The following is a 17,540-nucleotide window of genomic DNA, read 5'->3' as shown; positions in this document are numbered from 1 at the left end:
GTCCAACGAGGAGCGGCTGGTCGAGTACCTGAAGTGGGTGACGGCGGACCTCCAGCAGGCCCGGCAGCGGATCGCCGAGCTGGAGACGCCCGAGCCGGTGGCGATCGTGGCGATGGCGTGCCGGTACCCCGGCGGCGTCACCTCGCCGGACGACCTGTGGCGCCTGGTCGCCGAGGGCCGTGACGGCATCACGCCGTGGCCCGCCGACCGCGGCTGGGACGTGGACCGGCTCTACGACCCGGAGCCCGGGGTGCCCGGCCGGACCTACACCCGGGAAGGCGGTTTCGTCGACCACGCCACCGAGTTCGACGCCGCGTTCTTCGGCATCTCGCCGCGCGAGGCCACGGGCATGGACCCGCAGCAGCGCGTGCTGCTGGAGACCGCGTGGGAGCTGTTCGAACGCGCCGGCATCGACACGGCCGCGCTGCGCGGCAGCCGCACGGGCGTGTTCGCGGGCTTGGGCGAGCAGAGCTACCTGGGCTTGGCCGGGCCGGAGGAGCTGGAGGGCTTCCTCATGACCGGCAAGCTGGGCAGCGTGGCGTCCGGGCGGATCGCCTACACGTTCGGCTTCGAGGGACCTGCCGTCACGGTGGACACGGCCTGCTCGTCGTCGTTGGTGGCGCTGCACCTGGCGGTCCGGTCGCTGCGGGCGGGCGAGTCGACGTTGGCCGTGGCGGGCGGCTGCACGGTGTACGGCTCGCCGACGGGGTACGTCGACTTCTCGCGCCAACGCGGTCTCGCCGCCGACGGCCGGTGCAAGTCGTTCGCCGCGTCGGCCGACGGCACCGGCTGGTCGGAGGGCGTCGGCCTGCTCCTGCTGGAGAAGCTGTCCGACGCCCGCCGCAACGGCCACCCCGTGCTGGCGGTGATCCGGGGCAGCGCGGTCAACCAGGACGGCGCGTCCAACGGCCTGACCGCGCCGAACGGACCGTCGCAGGAACGCGTCATCCGCGCCGCGCTGGCAGACGCTCGGCTGTCCACCTCGGACGTCGACCTGGTGGAGGCGCACGGGACCGGCACGCGGCTCGGCGACCCGATCGAGGCCCAGGCGCTGCTGGCCACCTACGGCCAGGGCCGGTCGACGCCGCTGCTGCTGGGCTCGCTGAAGTCCAACATCGGGCACAGCGTGGCCGCGGCCGGCGTCGGCGGCGTGATCAAGGTGGTGCAGGCGATGCGGCACGGCGTCGCGCCGCGCACCCTGCACGTGGACGAGCCGACACCCGTGGTCGACTGGTCGTCCGGCTCGGTGGAACTGCTGCGCGAGGCCCGGCCGTGGCCGGAGACCGACCGCCCCCGGCGGGCGGCGGTGTCGTCGTTCGGCGTCAGCGGCACCAACGCGCACGTGGTGCTGGAACACGTGCCGGAGGAGGCCGTCGAGTCCGCGGAGGTGGACGGCGAGCTGCCGTTCCTGCTGTCGGCGCGGTCCGCCGAGTCGCTGCACGCGCAGGCGCGGCGACTCCACGACTTCCTCGCCGCCAGACCGGACGTCGCACCGCTCGACGTCGCCCGCACCCTCGCCACCGGGCGCACGGCCTTGGCGCACCGCGGCGCGGTCGTCGCCCGTGATCGGGACGGGCTGCTGGCCGCGCTGGCGGCGTTCGACGGAGGTGCGCCGGTCCCGCAGCGGGGCCGGACCGCGTTCCTGTTCACCGGCCAAGGCGCGCAACGCCCCGACATGGGTCGCGACCTGCACGAACGCTTCCCGGTCTTCCGGCAGGCGTTCGACGGGGCGTGCGCGCTGCTCGACCCGCACCTGCCCGCGCCGCTGAAGGACGTGGTGTTCTCCGACTCCGACCTGCTGCACCAGACCCGGTACACGCAGCCCGCGCTGTTCGCGTTCGAGGTGGCGCTGTTCCGGCTGCTGGAGTCCTGGCAGGTCGAGCCGGACTTCGTGGCGGGCCACTCGCTCGGCGAGCTGACCGCCGCGCACGTCGCCGGCGTCTTCTCCCTGGAGGACGCGTGCACGCTGGTCGCCGCACGCGCCCGGCTGATCGGAGAGCTGCCGGAGGGCGGGGCGATGGTCGCGGTGGCCGCACCCGTCGCCGAGGTCGAGCCGCTGCTGACGCCGCGGGTGGGCCTGGCCGCGGTGAACGGCCCGGCGTCCGTCGTGGTGTCCGGCGACGAGGAGGCCGTGCTGGCGGTCGAGGCCGAGATGCGGGCTCGCGGCCGCCGGACCAAGCGGCTCGCGGTGAGCCACGCGTTCCACTCGTACCGGATGGAACCGGCGCTGGAGGAGTTCGGCCGGGTCGCCGCGAAGATCACCTATCACGCGCCGGTGATCCCCGTCGTGTCCAACGTGACCGGCACGGCCGACGCCGAGCTGACCTCGCCCGACTACTGGGTCCGGCACGTGCGTGAGGCGGTGCGGTTCGCCGACTGCGTCCGGGCGCTGGACGAGCAGGGCGTGACCACGTTCGTGGAGGTCGGCCCGGCCGCCGCGCTGACCCCGATGGTGCGCGAGAACACCGACGCCGCCGCGGTGGCGTTGCAGCGCGACGGCCTGGTCGCCGCGTTGGGCGAGTTGCACGGCCTCGGCGCGGCGGTGGACTGGCGCGCGTTCTTCGCCGACACGGGAGCACGGCACGTGGAGCTGCCGACCTACCCGTTCCAGCGGCAGCGGTTCTGGGTCGAGCACCAGGAGGCGGCCGACGTCGCCGAGCTCGGCGTGGCGCACGCCGGCCACCCGCTGCTGGGCGCGGCCGTCGTGGTGGCGGGCGCGGACGAGGTCGTGTTCACCGGCAAGGTGTCCGTGCGCAGCCACCCCTGGCTGCAACGGCACCGCGTGCACGGTTCGGTGGTGCTGCCGTCGTCGGCGCTGGTGGAACTGGCGATCCGCGCCGGCGACGAAGCGGGCCTGCCGCGACTGGCCTCGATGGACGTCCTCGCACCGGTCGTCGTGCCGGACCGCGACGGCGTGCTGATCCAGGTGCGGGTCGCGAACGGGCAGCTGACCGTCCACACCCGACTGGACGGCGACTGGTCGTTGAACGCCGCGGGCACCCTCGCCCCGGCTACACGGACCACCTGGCCGGACGTGGGCGAGTGGACCGCACTCGACCCCGTGGCACCCGACGGCTTCCGCCTGCACCCGTCGCTGCTCGACGCGGCGCTGCGCCTGGTCGGTGACGGCGACGCCGTGCGCTGGCGCGACGTGGAGCTGCACGCCGTCGGCGCGCAGGACGTGCGGGCGCGCGTGGACGGCGACCGGGTGCTGCTCGCCGATCCGAGCGGGGGACCGGTGGCCACGGTCGGGTCGGTGAGCCTGCGCCCCACCACCGCCGAAGCCGTCGCGGACGCCCTGCTGCGTCCACAGGACGCCCTGCTGGAGGTGGAGTGGGAGCCGGTCGAGCTGCCGGCGTCGGACGTCGTGCCGCGCGTGGTGCGGTGGGTACCCGACGGCGACCTGCACACCCGCGCCTCGCGCGCGTTGGCCGACCTCCGGGGCGAAGACCCGTTCGTCGCGGTGACCCGCGGCGCGGTGCTGGACGTCACCGACGTGGACGGCGCGGCGCTGTGGGGCCTCGCCCGGTCGGCGCAGTCGGAGCAACCGGGCCGGCTCGTGCTCGTGGACACCGACGACGACCCGGCGTCGGAGGCGGCGATCCCGGCGGTCGTCGCGGCCGGCGTGCCGCAAGCCGCGGTGCGGCGCGGAGTCGTGCACGTGCCGAAGCTGCGGCGCGCGCGGGTCGGGCGGGCCACGTGGCCCACCGACGGCACCGTCCTGATCACCGGCGGCACCGGCACGCTGGGCGCGGTGGTCGCCCGCCACCTGGCCCGCCGCGGCGTGCGGGACCTGCTGCTGACCAGCCGTCGCGGCCCGGACTCACCCGGCGCGGCGGCACTGCGGGACGAGCTGACCGCCCTGGGCGCGTCCGCCCGGATCGTCGCGTGCGACGCCGCCGACCGCGACCAGCTCGAAGCCGCCCTCGGCGACACCCGGCTGACCGGCGTGGTGCACGCGGCGGGCGTCGTGGACGACGCCCTGATCGGCGACCTCACCCCGGACCGGCTCGCCGCCGTGCTGCGTCCCAAGGCCGACGCCGCCCGGCACCTGCACGAGCTGACCCGCGGCCACGACCTGACCGCGTTCGTGCTGTTCTCGTCCATCGCCGGGGTCATCGGCGGCGCCGGTCAGGGCAACTACGCCGCCGCGAACGCCTACCTCGACGGCCTGGCCGCCCACCGCGCCGCGCTCGGCCTGCCCGCGACGTCCGTCGCCTGGGGTTTGTGGGCCGAGTCCAGCGGCATCACCAGCGGCCTGAGCGAGCTGGACCGGGCCCGGATCGCCCGGGCCGGCTTCCGGCCGGTGGAGTCCGAGCAGGGCCTGGCGATGTTGGACGCCGCCGTGGCGTCGGGCGTCCCGGCGGTGGTGGGCGCGCCGCTGGACCTGGCCGCCCTGCGCGCCCGCTCCGAGCAGGCGCCGCCGCTGCTGCGGACCCTGTTGCCGCCGGTCCGGCCGGTCGCGCGCACGGGAGCGCCCGTGCCGAAGCTCGCCGAGCTGTCGGAGGACGAGCGGCGGGCGGCGGTCGGCGTGGTGGTGCGGCGCGAGGTGGCGGCCGTCCTCGGCCTGTCCGGCGAGGTGGAGGACAAGCCGTTCCCGGACCTGGGCTTCGACTCGCTGCTGTCGGTCGAGCTGCGCAACCGGGTCGCCGCCGCCACCGGCCTGACCCTGCCCGCGACGGTCGTGTTCGACCACTCGACGCCCGGTGCGCTGGCGGCGTTCCTGGCGGGGGCGGCCGGCGCCGCGGACGTCGACTACGACGAGGTGCTGGCCGACGACATCCGGCCGGCGGCGGAGGTGGTGCGCACGAGTGACGCGCCGGACCACCTGCTGCTCACCGGCGCGACCGGGTTCGTCGGGGCGTTCCTGCTGCGCGACCTGCTGCGGGCGTCCACGGCGACCGTGCACTGCCTGGTGCGCGCCGCCGACGAGGCCGAGGGGCTGCGCAAGGTCGAGGACAACCTCCGCTGGTACCGGTTGTGGGACGAGGTGGACGCGACCCGACTGCGGATCGTGCCCGGCGACCTGTCCCGGCCGCGGCTCGGCCTGCCGGAGGAGACCTACGACCGGCTGGCCCGCCAGGTCGACGCCGTCTACCACGCGGGCGCGACGGTGAACTGGCTGCGGCCCTACACCGAGCTGCGCGCGCCGAACGTGCACGGCACGCAGGAGGTGCTGCGCCTGGCCGCCCGCCACCGGACCGTGCCGGTGCACCACCTGTCCACCACCGGCGTGTTCGCCGGGGCGCGTGCGCCGGGGGTGCCGCTGGGCGTGGACGACCCGACGGGCCCGCCGGACGCGCTGCCCAGCGGCTATCTGCGCAGCAAGTGGGTGGCCGAGCACCTGGTCGCCCAAGCGGCCGAACGGGGCCTGCCGGTGCGGGTGTACCGGGTGGACCTGGTGTCCGGAGACCAGGTCAACGGCGCCTGCCAGACCAGGGACTTCGTGTGGCTGGCCACCAAGGGCCTGATCCAGGCGGGCGCGGTGCCCGCAGGCCTCGACGGCACGGTGCCGATGGTGCCGGTGGACTACGCGACGGCCGCAGTGGTGGCGCTGTCCCGCGAGTCCGGCGGCACGTTCCACCTCTATAACCCGGGCCGGGTGAGCTGGCGGGAGATCGTGGCCCGGCTGCGCGCCCACGGCTACCGCCTGGAGGAACGGGAGTGGGCGCACTGGCGGCGATCCGTGCTGGCCGACCGCGACAACTCCCTGATCCCGCTGCTGGACGCGTTCGAGCTGATGGTCACCGACAACGCGGGCTTCTACCCGGACGTGGACGTGTCGGCGACGGAACGGGCGCTGGAAGGCACGGGCATCACCTGCCCGCCGGTCACCGGCGACCTGGTGGACACCTACATCCGGTTCTTCACCGAGACCGGCTACTACCCGGCGAGCCGGGAGCTGACGCTGGTCGCCGGGGCGTGACGGGCGCCGGCGACCCCGGCGCTCAGGTGGTCAGGTGGTCAGGTGGTCAGCGTCGCCGGGCCGAGGCGGAGCAGGCCGTCGTCGAGCGGGACGCACCGCCTGCCGCCGCGGCCGCGCAGCGCCTTGAAGGCGCCCGGCGCGATCACGGCGTCCATCCAGCCGCACGGGTTGGCGGCCCGGTGCGCCTCGAACCGCACCGGGCCGTCGCCCGAGTCGAGGGTGAACACGTCGTGCCGCGCCAGCCGGTCCACGTCGAACCCGCGCAGCACGACGTTGCGCCGCACCACCAGCGGGTTCGGCGGGCCGGGCAGGCCGAGCCGGTCGGCGATGTGCTCCAGCGACTCGACGGCGAAGAACGTGACGGCCGCCGCGCGGTGGGCGGGCTGGTTGAAGTAGCGGTCGCCCACCAGGCCCAGGCCCGCCCGGACCACGACGTGCTCGCGCGAGACCGGCTCGGGGTCGGGGCGGGGCCCGTCACCCGGCCGGCCCTCGTAGGCGTGCACGGGCGACACGTGCAGCGCCACGACCTCGACGGCCGTGCTCACCGCTCGCCGAGCTGCCACTCAGGTCGCACGTAGTGGCAGGTGTACCCGTTCGGGTAGCGCTCGAGGTAGTCCTGGTGCTCCGGCTCGGCCTCCCAGAAGTCGCCGGCCTGCGCCACCTCGGTGACGACCCGGGCCGGCCACTTGCCGGACGCGTCCACGTCGGCGATCGTCGCCTCCGCGACCCGCTTCTGCTCGTCGTCGGTGTAGAAGATCGCCGAGCGGTAGCTCGCGCCGATGTCGTTGCCCTGGCGGTCGCGCGTCGTCGGGTCGTGGATCTGGAAGAAGAACTCCAGGACCTGGCGGTAGCTCAGCTGGGCCGGGTCGAAGACGATTTCGATCGCCTCGGCGTGGCTGCCGTGGTTGCGGTAGGTCGCGTTCGGGACGTCGCCGCCGCTGTAGCCGACGCGCGTGGAGACGACGCCCGGGTGGCGGCGGAACAGGTCCTGCATGCCCCAGAAACACCCGCCCGCGAGGACGGCCTTCTCGGTCACGGTAGCCATGTGGCGCTCCACTCCTCAGTCCGAAAATATCTCCACCAGCGTGAACGCTCCCACACCCCGCTGTCATCCCGGGGTGGCTGTGACGCGTGGCTCCACGCGGACGGGCAGGGCCCGGCGCGGAGGCTCGCGACCTCCGCGCCGGGCCCGGTGACCCCGGGTGACTACCTGGCCGCGCAGGTCGGCGTCATGCCGCTGCCGCTGCCGGTGGCCTGGTAGCCGAACTCGGTCGACTGGCCCGCGGCGAGGTTGCCGTTGAAGCCGACGTTGGTGAAGTTCACCGCGCCGGTGTTGCCGCTGCGGTTGACGTTCCACGCGTTGGTGACGGTGGCGCCCGACGGCAGCGTCATGGCGACGGTCCAGCCGCTGACCGGCGAGGAACCGGCGGTGACCTTCACCGTGGCCACGAAACCGCCGGTCCACTGGTTCAGCGACACCGTCGCCGTGCAGCCACCTGGCTGCTGCGACGTCGTCGTGGTCGTCGTCGTGGTGGTGGTGGTCGTGGTGGTGCTGGTGGTCGTGTCGCCGGTAGTGGTGGTCGTGGTGGTGCTGGTGGGACCGCTGCCGAGGGTGGGGGTGGTCCAGTCGCGCCACTGGGACAGGTTGCCGGTGGCCTTGCTGTGCATCGTGATCACGCCGGTGTGGCTGCCGGTCCTGGTCAGGTACTTCTGCACCGTCTGGGTGATGTGGGTGCGCCACTCCGACCGGTTGGCGCAGTGGTTGCCGTCGGTCACGTTGGAGTGATAGGTGATGTTCGCGCCCGCACCCAACGCCTTGTACACCTCCGCACCGCCCAACGCCGCCACGCTCGCCGAACGGGGACCCAGGTTGGCGATGTGGGGGTTGTCCATGATGAACAACCCACGCGGGGCCACCATCGCCACCAGCGAGTGGGTGTCGACGGGGGCGGCATTCGGGTTGCCGGTGTAGGAGCTGAACGCGTCACCGAACCACGGCTGCTCGCCGTAGGCGCTGGACAGGGTCTGACCGCCCTCGGCGTTGACACCCCGGTAGATCGGCACACCCGCCGTCCCCGACTCGATCGGCATCGTCAACGCCACCCGCTGGTCGAACACGCCGGCGGCGAACGCGCCCTTGCCGAACCGCGAGCACCCGGTCACGCCGACGTCGGCGCGCAGGACGTTGCCGCCGGAGGACTCGATCACATCGATGATCCGTGACACCCCCCACGCCCACGCCATCAGCAGACCGGTCGGGCTGGTGTTGCCGTACAGGGTGTAGAACGCGCCCTGCTTGTTGTTGCGCGGCGTGCCTTCCCGACCCACCGAGTACGGGTCGAAACTGATGATCGCCGCACCCGCCGCCCGGATCGTGGCCGTGTCACCGCCGAACCCGCCGTACACGATCACCGCGGGGAACGGACCCGTGCCGCTGGGCAGTTGCACACTGGCCGAGAAACTCGCAGTGCGACCGTTGTGCGACACGTTCACCGAGATGCTGCTGCTCGACACCGTCCCCGTCACCGACGCGGGCTTCGCCGGCTTGTCGCCGAACACGTGCCGCTCCGCCATCTCGCGGATCTCCGCACGACGGCAACGCCACTCCGACTGCGACGTGATCCGCTGACCGTCGAGCTTCGTGAACGGGTCCGGCAGGCGCGAGGTGGACGGGTACGAGCCCGGGAGGCTGACCGGGCAGTCCGCGCCGTCGTCCTCCACACCGGCCGACACCACGACGTCGCTCGCCGCGGCGTCGGCGGCCGTGGACCTCGCCACCGCGGTCAACGTGCCGGCCAGCGCCAACGCCGCTATCGCGAACATGATCACCGCCGAACGGACTTCCAGGCGGCTTGAACTGATGATCACCAGGGCTCTCCTTTGAGACAGGGTGGTGGAGACGGCGACACCGCACGACGACCGGTGCGAAGCGTCTAAAGTTTCGAGCAGACCCTCGAAACGTGTCAATGAATCCGGGCGTACCAGTTCAGGTCGCGGTCTCACTTGGCGCGGCGGATCGGGCGTCGAACGGGGGCGCGACGGCGCGGCGGTCAGTTCCGACCGGTCAGGAGGAAGCGGAGGTAGCCGCGGTAGGTGACGGGCCGGAACGCGTCGGCGCGCGTGACGCCCTCGGCGGCGGCCCGCTCGGCGCGTTCGAGCCGCACGGCGGCTTCGGCCACCGCCCGGTCGTGGTCCACGCGGGTGTGCGCGGCGGCCGTGTTGGCGGTCTTCATCTCGTCGGCGAGGGCGACCTGCTCGGCCCGCAGCTCGGCCCGCAGCTCGCCGAACTTCGCCTCGGCCTCGACCAGCACTTGTTTGTGCTCGTCGTCGAGCGCGGCCCGCTCCGCGGCGAACCGGATCCTGATCGCCCGCTGCTCCACCGGGGTCAACGCGGCGGGTCGAGCGGCTTCGACCTCGGCGGTGCGGCGTTCCCGCCACTGGTCGATGAGCACGGCCGACACCTCGCCGACCCGCGCGGCGCTCACCGAACGCCCGTCGACCAGGACGAAGATCGCCACCCGGTCGGGGCCGTCCACCTCGTAGCGGACGCCGACGAAATCGGCCGCGGTGCGGATGCCGACGGCTTCGAGGTTGGCGATCTGCGTCGGCCCGACACCTTCGACGCCGGCGGTCGCGAGGCGGAACTTCGCCAGTTCCGCGCGCAGGTGCGCCTTCTGCCGCCGGACCAGCAGCCGCTGCTCCTCCAGGTGCATCCGGGCCACCGAGCCCTGCCGGTCGCGGTCGATCTGGTCCAGGTGCACCTTCACGGCCCGCTGGTGCGCGCGCAGCCGCTGGTCGTGCCGCTGTTGCAGGTCCCGCCGCCGCCGGTCCTGCTCCGCCTTGGCCTTCGCGGTCGCCTCGGCGAGCTCGCGGGCGTCCTGGTCGACCTGGGCGGCCCGGGCGGCGGCGGCCGAGCGGGCGTCGGCGAGCCGCTTCCGCTCGGCGCGGGCGGCGCGGGCCGAGACGGCTTCGGGCTGACGTCGGTAGCCGGCCGCAGTGGCCGCCGCCCAGGTCAGCACGGCGGACAGGTCCGCGACCGCCACCGCCTCGTCCACGAGGATCGCCGCCGGCACGCCGAACGGCAGCAGCACCGCCAGCGCCCACGTCAACACGGCCAGGGCGGGCGTGCGACGGCCGAACCGCACCAGGGGCGGCGGCGCGGGCACGTGCGGGTCGACGCGTTCCGCCAGCCAGGAGGGCAGGCCGGGGCCCGCTGGCTCCACGCCGTGGAAAACCTCTCCACCGGATAGCTCCACGGGGTCGAGCCGTTCGAGCGGTGGGGGAGCGGCGCGGTGGTGGAGCAGGATGTCCTCGAAGCGCTCGGCGAGCTTGCGTAACCGCGCGTCGGGGTGACCGGTCAGCGTGGCCAGCCGGAACGAGCCCGTCGGGTCGAGGAAATCCGACTCGGCGAGCAGCAGGTGCTCGGCGTCCTCGTCGCGCAGCTGCCGCCACAGCGAGGGGTCGGTCGCCAGGGCCACCAGCGACAGGTAGACCACCCAGGACGAGAACCGGTCGACGTCCGGGCCGAACTCGGCCGCGGTGCGGTCCGGCGACTGGTAGTTGCGGTGCCCGGTCTCGGCGGCGGGCAGCCCGGCGAGCGCGGGCACGTACACGCCGTCGTAGTCGACCAGCTTCACCGCGCCGTCGGCGGTGATCAGCAGGTTGCCGTGCTGGAGGTCGCCGTGCCCGACGCCCGCCGCCGCGAGCCGGTCGACCAGGTCCGCGAACCGCTCGGCGACGCGGGACACGGCGGCGGAGTCGTCCACGTGCTCGTCGAGCCAGCGCAGGAGGTTGACCGCCTCCACCCACTCCATCCGCAGCACCGGGTGCCAGACGCCCTCCACGAGGATGCCCCGGCCGAGGTACTCGAAGCCGACGGTCCAGTCGTCGTCCAGGCGCGCCAGGTGGTCGCCGACGGCGCGGTAGCGGGCGGCCTGTTCCGGCGCTTCGCGGGTGAAGCACTTGATCGCGTAACGGGTGCCGTCGGCGACCGTCACCGAGAAGACGCCGGCGAAGTTGCCGGAGATCGCGCGCGGGCGGCCCAACGCGTCGACCCGCACGTCGGCCCCGGCGAGGTCGGTGCCCCGGAAGCACAGCGCGGTGTCCTGCAACGCCTCGACGTAGGTCGCGCCGGACGGCCACGCCCGCACGGGCTCGTCACCCGAGGTCGACGTGAACGACGGTGACGTCGTCATTGCGCATCAGCCCCTCCGCCCGCGCGTGCGCCAGCCAGACCGTGAACCCGTCGAGATCGCCGGTTCGGGTGAACTCCGCCAGTGCCCGCCACGGTCGCTCACCCCGTTGCGCCGCACCCAGGAACCAGGCGGCGAGCGCGTCCGTGCAGAGGAAGAACCCGTCGCCGCCCGACGCGGTGCCCGACACCGCCCGCACGTGCCGTGCCAGCAGCTCCTGATCGCGGTTGAACGCGTTGACCAGGCCCGGCGTGTTGTCGAACGCCGCCGCCGACTCGATCGGGAACGCGCGCAGCAGCTCGTCGTCGCGGGTGTGGAACAGGCAGCTGTCGCCCAGCGCCGCGACCTCCCACCTGGTCACCCCGGACGGGTCGGCGTCGAACCGGGCGGCGAGCACGGTGGCGTGCGGACCCCGGTCCAGCTTCGGCTGCTCGTACCACGCGATCGGGCGGTCCTCGGCTTCCCGCTTGGCCACGTACTCCGCGAGCCACCCGCCCCACGCCTGCCCGGCGCGCACCAGCGCGGCGGCGAAGCGGTCCGCGTCCCGCAGCACGCGGTCGTCGTCCCGCGCGGCGTCGGTGACGGTCCGCGTCAGCAGGTCGGCCCACTCGCCCGCGAGCAGGCTCTCCGACGCGCCGTCGGCCACGGCCGCGAGCACGGATCCGTCCGGGACCGCCACGACGTGGGCGGCGTCCTCGCACTCCCGCGGTGTGTGGCCCTGCTTGGGCACGCGGAGGGAAGAGGTGACCATGCCGCCGCTCAGCGCAGGTCCGTGGCACGTGTCCCGATGTCCAGGAACTGCACCAGGGAGGTGATGTCGGCGTTGTAGACGAACCCGCGCGCCAGGTCGCCGGCCGGCACGCCCTGCTGGAGCGCGTAGAAGCGCATGTGCGGTGGCAGCAGGCTGGACATGCCGAACAGGGTGCGCGCGTAGGCGTCCGGGAGCGCCACGTCGGTGTCGGGGAACGTCACCGGCACGGCGTTGGCGGCGGAGACGTGCAGGTTGAACAGCAGCGCGGCGCCGTCGGCGGTGACGTGGGTCTGCACGCCCCACGCGGCGCCGGCCGGGTCGCCGTCGGTGGACTCGCCGTCGGTCAGGTTGAGCACGATCGGCGGGAAGCCGTCCGGGTGCCGCGACACCCAGTCCGACACCAGCGACTCGGCCGCGGCCAGCGCCCGGCACATCGGCGTGGCGCCGTTGGCGACCGGGTCGACCCAGACGGGGAAGCGGGTCGTCGTCTCGACCAGTCCGCCCGCGCCGTCGGGCACCTTCTTGGTCCGCTTCTCCACCCGCGCGGGCTTCTCCGCTACCTGGCTGAGCGGCACGAGGTCGCGCCCCGCGAGCGGGCCGGTGAACGCGGAGCCGACCGCGTGCCCGTAGCCGATGACGGCCACGTGAAAGTAGTCGCGGACGCCTTCCTCCTTCGCGCACTTCACGCTGAGCTCGGCGAGCAGCCGGTTGATGGCGTCGGCGACCACGTCGGCCTTGCGCTGCTGCCCGCCGCCGATCGAGTCGCTCATCGACGACGACTGGTCGACCAGGAACACGAAGCAGGACGGGTTGGCGCGGCTGATCTCGGCTGCGTAGGTCACGAAGGGTGTCCACCTCTCCCACGGACGGCACGTGGATCACCCGAAAGGCTAGCGGCAGCCGGGATCGGGCCGTCCCGGCGTCACCGCTCAGCTCCCCGGCCGCATTGCGCGCCGACGACGAACCGGACCGCGCGGCCCCGGAATCTCCACCCGGTCGTACGGGTTGTCGGTGCCCACGCTGGACAGCGACAGCCGTCCGGGTTCAGCGTGGCCAGGTGTCAGGACGTGGGCGCCACCAGCCGCGCCCTGGCCACCGTCACTGCCGCGTCAGGGGGCGAAGTGCGCCTTCACGCTCGCGATCTCCTGGGCGAAGAGGGCTTCGAGGTCGTCCAGGAAGCCGGCGGGCGCGTCGGGGACCACCCGGAACTCCCGCTCCCAGTCGACGAAGCTGCGGCCGGGCTCGTTCGTGACCGGCCGGACCCGGTAGGTCGCCAGGTAGTCGACGATGAACAGCACCTGGTCGACCGAGCGGTAGGTGAGCGAGCGGTCGGTCTCCGAGCGGCCCACGACCTCCTCGCGGGCCAGGTCGTGGTGGGGCAGGAGGGTGAACTCGAACGGCGACGGCACCTTCTCCGCCGAGCCGCCGTGCGTCCAGCGGGCCTTCTCGATGCCCTCGCCGAAGACGATGTCGAGCAGCGCCATCATGTCCCGGACCTCGGCCCACACCCGGTCGGGGTCGGCGTCGAGGACGGCGGAGTGGTAGACGGCGTACTTCGGCGACAGTGCCATGGTGCCTCCTGGTTCGTGGCGGGCGTGCCCAGTGCACCAAGTCGTCGGACGGCGACGCCGTGTTACCCGCGCCGGGGCGGAACGCGGTCACCCGGCTCAGCCGGCGCACTCGGCCCGCAGGTCCGGGGCCGGGTCGGTGGCCGCCGGGCAGTCGGTCCTGGTGCGGGTGGGGCCCATCGTCCACGTGGTCGTCGCGGGCCAGTACCCCATGCCGCCGCCGTCCTCGGTCGCGAAGAGCACGTCGTCGCCGCCGTTGACCGGGACCATGCGGAACCCGCCGCCCTCCGCGATGCCGATCTCGACCCGGTAGGCGAACGGGCCGGTCGTGCCGGTCAGGTCGACCACGACGTCGAACCGGGCGTCGACGCCGGGCTCGACCTGGCGCCGTTCCTCGAACGTCAGCGGCCGGGAGCCGCCGTTGACGCGGAAGCGCGCCTCGCCCGGCTCGGGGAACGGCGGCGTGGCGCCGGGGCGGGGCAGGCACCGGAGCCGGACCGCGGGCGGCTGCCCGGCGGGGTAGGGCGTCGGGTCCGGCACGACCCGCACGTAGGTGCTCTCGATCGTGGTGCGGTGCTCCGCCGAGAAGGTGACGGTGTGGGCGGTGTCGCCGACGGGGAGCGCGCCCTCGCGCAACGCCCAGGCGTGCAGGGCCCGGCAGTCCGCGACGTCCTCGGGCGGGGTCCGGCGGGCCACGTCCTGTGACGCCATCAGGAACCATCCCTGCTCGGCGCCGTGGTCGCTGATCGCGACGCCGACCCGCACACCCGCCCCGGCCGCCGGCGCGTCCGGGGCGGGCGGCGGCGCGTCGGAGGCGGAGCGCCGGAAGACCAGCAGGCTCGCGACGAGACCGGCGGCGACGCACACGGCGAGCACCGCGGTCGTTCGGGTCTTCACCGGACCACCCCCTCCTCACGAGCTGCGCGTCCAGTCTGTCGCCGACGCTGCCGGTGGTGCTCGGTGAACGCGACCGCCCGGTCATGTTGTCCTAGTACTAGGATAGTCGGGTGCCCGAGGACCTGACCCCCGCCGAACTGACCCTCCTGGGCCTGCTGGTGGAACGACCCCGGCACGGCTACGAGCTGGCAGAGGTGATCACCGCCCGCGGGATGCGGGAGTGGACCGAGATCGGGTTCAGCTCCATCTACTACCTGCTGGCGAAGCTGCGCGACCGCGGCCTCGTGGCGGAGGTCGGCCCGCCGGCCTCCGGGCGGGGCAGGTCCCGCAAGGTCTACGGCCCGACCGAGGACGGGCGCCGGGCGTGCGCGCGGTCGGCCGAAGCGGCGGTGGCCGAGCTGCGGCCGGTGTACCCGCCGGTCCTCGTCGGCCTGGCGAACCAGCCCGTGATCCCGCCGGACCGGTTCCGCGCCGCGCTCGCCCGGCGCGCCGCCGCGGTGGCCGGGAAGATCGCGGAACTCCGCGCGGCCGTCGCCGCCCAACCGCACGCGCCCCGCTTCGCCCGCGCGGTCTTCGAGTACTCCTTGGCCCAACTCGAGGCCGAACAGCGCTGGCTGTCCGCCTACCGGGCCGAACCGACCGGTGCACCGGACCAGGAGGACGGCGGACGATGAGCCCGGACCGCTACGACGTCAAGCGGGAGCTCAAGCGGCTCTACGCGCCCAGGAACACCGACTGGGCGCTCGTCGACGTGCCCGAGCAGCAGTTCATCGCCGTCGACGGTCGCGGCGACCCCAACACCGGCGCCGAGTACGCCGCCGCCGTCCAAGCGCTCTACTCGGTCGCCTACGCGATCAAGTTCGCGAGCAGGCGCGAGGGCCGTGATCTCGTGGTCGCGCCGCTGGAAGGCCTGTGGTGGGCCGACGAACCGAGCGTCTTCACCGCTCGCGCCAAGGACGCGTGGCACTGGCGGATGCTCATCAGCCAACCCGACTGGATCACCGAGGACGTGATCGCGGAGGCCCGGGGCGTCGCCGCGGCCAAGAAGGCGCTGCCCGCCATCGCCGACGTCCGCCGCGAGGTCCTGCACGAGGGAACCAGCGCCCAGGTCCTGCACATCGGGCCCTACGACGACGAAGGACCGGTGTTGGCCAGGCTCCACCACGAGTGGCTCCAGGCGAACGACCTGGTGATGACCGGCCTGCACCACGAGGTCTACGTCGGCGACCCCCGCAGGACCGAACCCGCCAAGCTCAGGACGGTCCTGCGCCAACCCGTCCGTCCTCGCTGAGCGCGGGACGGGGGGGGCGACCGCGGCTGTGACAGCATTGCCCCATGTCCGACGAGCGGCTCGGAGCCGGACGCGCCGACACGCCCCCGACCGGCGCGGACCAGCCGAAGAGGCGCCGTCCACGGCCTCCGGCGCGGCCGCACCCGCTCGACCTGGTCGCCCTCGGCCTGCTCGTCGTCGGCGTCGTCTGCGTCCTCGCGGGCGCCCTGCCCGTCGACCAGGCGGGAGCCGCGGTCGGCCGGGTGGTGCCGCTGCTGCTGTTCCTCGGCTCGGTGATCGTGCTGGCCGAGCTGACCGCCGAGGCCGAGGTGTTCGCCGTCCTGGCCACCCGGCTGTCGATCCTGGCCCGCGGCCGCTACCCGCTGCTGTTCCTGCTGTGCGTGGCGCTGGCCGCGGTCACCACCATGGGGCTCAACCTCGACACCACCGCCGTGCTGCTCACCCCGGTGCTGCTGGCGCTGGCGGCCACGTTGCGCATCGAGCCGCTGCCCCTGGCGATGACCACGGTGTGGCTCGCGAACACGGCGAGCCTGCTGCTGCCGGTCTCCAACCTCACCAACCTGCTGGCCGCGGACCGGGTGGCGTTGGCCCCCGCGCAGTTCGCGGCCCGGATGTGGGCGCCGCAGCTGGCCGCGATCGTCGCGACCGGCGTGTTCCTGTGGGTGTTCTACTGGCGGCGCGGCAAGCGGGGCGGTGACGCGTCCTACCTCCTGCCCGCGCGGCACCTGCCCGCCGACCCCGTCCTGTTCCGGGTCGCGGCGATCGCCTGCCTGCTGTTCGTCGCGGGGATCGTGGCGGGCGTGCCGATCGGCCTGGCCTCCGCGGTGTCGGCGGGGCTGCTGGTGCTCGCCTTCGCGCTGCGCCGGCGTCCGGCGCTGCGCCCCGGGCTGATCCCGTGGCGGCTGCTGGTGTTCGTCGTCGGGCTGTTCCTGGTCGTGGAGACCGTCAACCGGCACGGCCTGGCCGGGATCGTCGGCGCGCTGATCGGCACGGAGGACGGCGCGCTCGGCGCGATCCGCGCGGCGGGCACCGGCGCGGCCCTGTCGAACCTGGTCAACAACCTGCCCGCGTACGTCGCGGGCGAGTCGGTGGTGCCGACCGGCAACCACGGGCAGCTCCTCGCGCTGCTCATCGGCACGAACGTCGGTCCGATCATCACGCCGTGGGCGTCGCTGGCCACGCTGCTGTGGTACGAGCGGTGCGTCGCCAACGGGGTGAGGGTGCCGATGGCCCGCTTCGTGTGGACCAGCGCCGGCCTGGCGGTCGTCGCGACGGCGGCCTCGATCGGCGCGCTCCTGCTGGTCGGCTGACACCGCCGGCACGGCGGCGCCGCGGTCGCGACGTCGGCCGGGCACCGGCGGGGGTACCCTTCCCGTCGCCGTCTGCGCTGGTCACACCGGTTCGCCGAACGGCACGACCAGCCGGACCGCACCTAGGGGTGAACCGTGGAGTTCGACCGCGACGCGGCCTCGCCGCCCCCGCCCGAGCCCGCCGTCGATCCCGCCCGCGAACCGGCTCCCGCGGCTCCCGCCGGCACGTCGTTCGGCCGGAGCCTGCTCGCGTCGCTGGTGTGGGTGGGGGTCGTGCTCGTCGCGGCCGTCGTGATCGCGGGCGCGCCCCCGTCCGGGTACGGGGTCGGGGTGGTGCTCGGCCGGCTGGTCCTGCCCACCCTCGTGTCGGCCTGGCTGGTCCGGCGCTTCTTCGGGCACAAGCGGCTCGCGTTCGGGTGGCTGGTGCTGGCCTCGCTGCCGACCTTCTTCGTCTGCTTCGTGGTGCTCGGCGCGATCCTGCTGGCCGGGCAGCGCTGACGCGGCGTCGCGTGCGCGTTCCCCTGCCCGATGGGCCTGACAGTGGTATGCGTTAGCGCAATCGGGTGATAGCTCGTAACCCCACTCGGTCCAGGGTCGACTCCAGG

Annotated in this window: 12 protein-coding genes and 1 pseudogene; 5 read left to right on the top strand and 8 right to left on the bottom strand. The window is 73.8% G+C overall.

Features of this window, described 5'->3' with window-relative positions:
- Positions 1–4 precede the first annotated feature (4 nt).
- A pseudogene (locus IOD16_RS17750) lies at positions 5–5,926 on the top strand (thioester reductase domain-containing protein); the annotation flags it as partial.
- 38 nt (positions 5,927–5,964) lie between these two features.
- Here IOD16_RS17750 and IOD16_RS17745 read toward each other — a convergent pair.
- From IOD16_RS17745 to IOD16_RS17710, 8 genes are all read right to left on the bottom strand, one after another.
- Positions 5,965–6,471, bottom strand: coding sequence for an MOSC domain-containing protein (locus IOD16_RS17745; protein ID WP_236595066.1), 507 nt, complete (start codon positions 6,469–6,471; stop codon positions 5,965–5,967).
- Entirely contained in the window at positions 6,468–6,971 is a 504-nt protein-coding gene (gene msrA / locus IOD16_RS17740; RefSeq protein WP_123741744.1) for a peptide-methionine (S)-S-oxide reductase MsrA, read from the bottom strand. Before msrA ends, IOD16_RS17745 begins: the two co-directional genes overlap by 4 nt.
- A gap of 161 nt (positions 6,972–7,132) precedes the next feature.
- Positions 7,133–8,794 (bottom strand): glucuronyl esterase domain-containing protein, encoded by a 1,662-nt coding sequence (locus IOD16_RS17735; RefSeq protein ID WP_236595064.1) that lies wholly within the window; start codon positions 8,792–8,794, stop codon positions 7,133–7,135.
- 182 nt (positions 8,795–8,976) lie between these two features.
- Positions 8,977–11,121 (bottom strand): hypothetical protein, encoded by a 2,145-nt coding sequence (locus tag IOD16_RS17730; protein ID WP_201440925.1) that lies wholly within the window; start codon positions 11,119–11,121, stop codon positions 8,977–8,979.
- Positions 11,084–11,869, bottom strand: a complete 786-nt coding sequence (locus IOD16_RS17725; protein WP_123741743.1) for a protein phosphatase 2C domain-containing protein — start codon at positions 11,867–11,869, stop codon at positions 11,084–11,086. The genes IOD16_RS17730 and IOD16_RS17725 overlap by 38 nt, the downstream gene beginning before the upstream one ends.
- Before the next feature lie 8 nt (positions 11,870–11,877).
- A complete protein-coding gene (locus IOD16_RS17720) occupies positions 11,878–12,711 on the bottom strand; it encodes a vWA domain-containing protein (RefSeq protein ID WP_123741742.1) in 834 nt (277 codons plus the stop codon).
- A gap of 267 nt (positions 12,712–12,978) precedes the next feature.
- Positions 12,979–13,440, bottom strand: coding sequence for an SRPBCC family protein (locus IOD16_RS17715; protein WP_201440924.1), 462 nt, complete (start codon positions 13,438–13,440; stop codon positions 12,979–12,981).
- A gap of 96 nt (positions 13,441–13,536) precedes the next feature.
- On the bottom strand, positions 13,537–14,334 hold the full coding sequence (locus tag IOD16_RS17710; RefSeq protein ID WP_201440923.1) for a hypothetical protein: 798 nt from the start codon (positions 14,332–14,334) through the stop codon (positions 13,537–13,539).
- Positions 14,335–14,444: 110 nt separating this feature from the next.
- Here IOD16_RS17710 and IOD16_RS17705 point away from each other — a divergent pair, with 110 nt between their 5' ends.
- From IOD16_RS17705 to IOD16_RS17690, 4 genes are all read left to right on the top strand, one after another.
- The gene (locus tag IOD16_RS17705) at positions 14,445–15,008 is read left to right on the top strand and encodes a PadR family transcriptional regulator (RefSeq protein WP_236595063.1); all 564 of its coding nucleotides are present in this window, start codon (positions 14,445–14,447) and stop codon (positions 15,006–15,008) included.
- Positions 15,005–15,625, top strand: a complete 621-nt coding sequence (locus IOD16_RS17700) for a GyrI-like domain-containing protein (RefSeq protein ID WP_201440922.1) — start codon at positions 15,005–15,007, stop codon at positions 15,623–15,625. Before IOD16_RS17705 ends, IOD16_RS17700 begins: the two co-directional genes overlap by 4 nt.
- Before the next feature lie 44 nt (positions 15,626–15,669).
- Positions 15,670–16,935, top strand: coding sequence for an SLC13 family permease (locus tag IOD16_RS17695; protein WP_201440921.1), 1,266 nt, complete (start codon positions 15,670–15,672; stop codon positions 16,933–16,935).
- Positions 16,936–17,070: 135 nt separating this feature from the next.
- Entirely contained in the window at positions 17,071–17,433 is a 363-nt protein-coding gene (locus tag IOD16_RS17690; protein WP_201440920.1) for a hypothetical protein, read from the top strand.
- Positions 17,434–17,540 lie beyond the last annotated feature (107 nt).

It is taken from the genome of Saccharothrix sp. 6-C (assembly GCF_016695385.1).
Taxonomy (GTDB): Bacteria; Actinomycetota; Actinomycetes; order Mycobacteriales; family Pseudonocardiaceae; genus Actinosynnema; species Actinosynnema texasense.
This window is presented reverse-complemented; position numbering and strand designations above follow the sequence as displayed.

Bases quoted from the DNA above. Each gene is read 5' to 3' on its own strand.
- IOD16_RS17695 (WP_201440921.1), top strand. From the start codon at position 15,670: ATGTCCGACGAGCGGCTCGGAGCCGGACGCGCCGACACGCCCCCGACC.
- IOD16_RS17730 (WP_201440925.1), bottom strand. From the start codon at position 11,121: ATGACGACGTCACCGTCGTTCACGTCGACCTCGGGTGACGAGCCCGTG.
- msrA (WP_123741744.1), bottom strand. From the start codon at position 6,971: ATGGCTACCGTGACCGAGAAGGCCGTCCTCGCGGGCGGGTGTTTCTGG.
- IOD16_RS17700 (WP_201440922.1), top strand. From the start codon at position 15,005: ATGAGCCCGGACCGCTACGACGTCAAGCGGGAGCTCAAGCGGCTCTAC.
- IOD16_RS17725 (WP_123741743.1), bottom strand. From the start codon at position 11,869: ATGGTCACCTCTTCCCTCCGCGTGCCCAAGCAGGGCCACACACCGCGG.
- IOD16_RS17715 (WP_201440924.1), bottom strand. From the start codon at position 13,440: ATGGCACTGTCGCCGAAGTACGCCGTCTACCACTCCGCCGTCCTCGAC.